Raw genomic sequence first — 825 nt, forward strand, 5'->3', positions numbered from 1 at the left:
CAAGCAGCTAGATACGACAGGTGACCTCAAATGAGGCGTCTTGCATGGCTTCTACACCTGCCTGAATGCCAGAACTGCGTTCGTACCGCCCATGGCGAAGGCGTTGCTCATGGCGACGCGCACCTTGCGCTCGCGCGGCACATTGGGTGTGATGTCGAGGTCGCAAGCGGGATCTGGCTCGCGATAGTTGGCGGTCGGCGGCACGACGTCCTCTTGGATTGCCATCACGCAGGCGATCATTTCAAGCGCGCTCGCTGCGCCGAGGCAATGCGCGTGCGTGGACTTGGTGGAAGAGATGGACATCGAATAAGCGTGGTTTCCAAACACACGCTTGATCGCCGCCGTTTCAGTCTGATCATTGCTTTTGGTACCGGTGCCGTGCGCGTTGAGGTAGTCGACGTCCTCGGCATTCAGCCCGGCATCGGCAAGGCAGGCGCGCATCGCCGACGCTGGCCCCTCGACAGATGGCGCGGCAATGTGGAAGGCATCGGCGGAAAGGCCGACGCCGGCGATCTCGGCAAGAATTGTGGCACCACGCCTCGTGGCATGCTCGTAGCTTTCCAGCACGGCCATGCCCGCACCCTCGCCCAGCACCAGGCCCTTCCTATCGGCGGAGAAGGGCCGGCAGGTATCGGGTGAAAGCACGCGCATTGCTTCCCATGCTTTCAGCACGCCCCATGCGAAGGGTGCGTCGCTGCCTCCGGAAACCATTACGTCGGCCCGGCCCAGCTTGATCTGGTCCACTGCCGAGGCGATCGCATGGTTGGCCGAGGCACATGCGGAGGTCACCCCGAAGACCGGCCCGCGCAAGCCGAGGCTCAAGCT

The 825-nt window shown here is 63.2% G+C and carries 1 protein-coding gene; it reads right to left on the reverse strand.

Features of this window, described 5'->3' with window-relative positions; all coding sequences use genetic code 11:
- Positions 1-51: 51 nt before the first annotated feature.
- Positions 52-825 (reverse strand): beta-ketoacyl-[acyl-carrier-protein] synthase family protein (locus tag EOB49_RS34305; protein ID WP_164749560.1); only part of this gene is annotated, 774 nt, incomplete at its 5' end.

Source organism: Mesorhizobium sp. M7A.F.Ca.MR.148.00.0.0 (assembly GCF_003997735.1).
Lineage (GTDB): Bacteria > Pseudomonadota > Alphaproteobacteria > Rhizobiales > Rhizobiaceae > Mesorhizobium.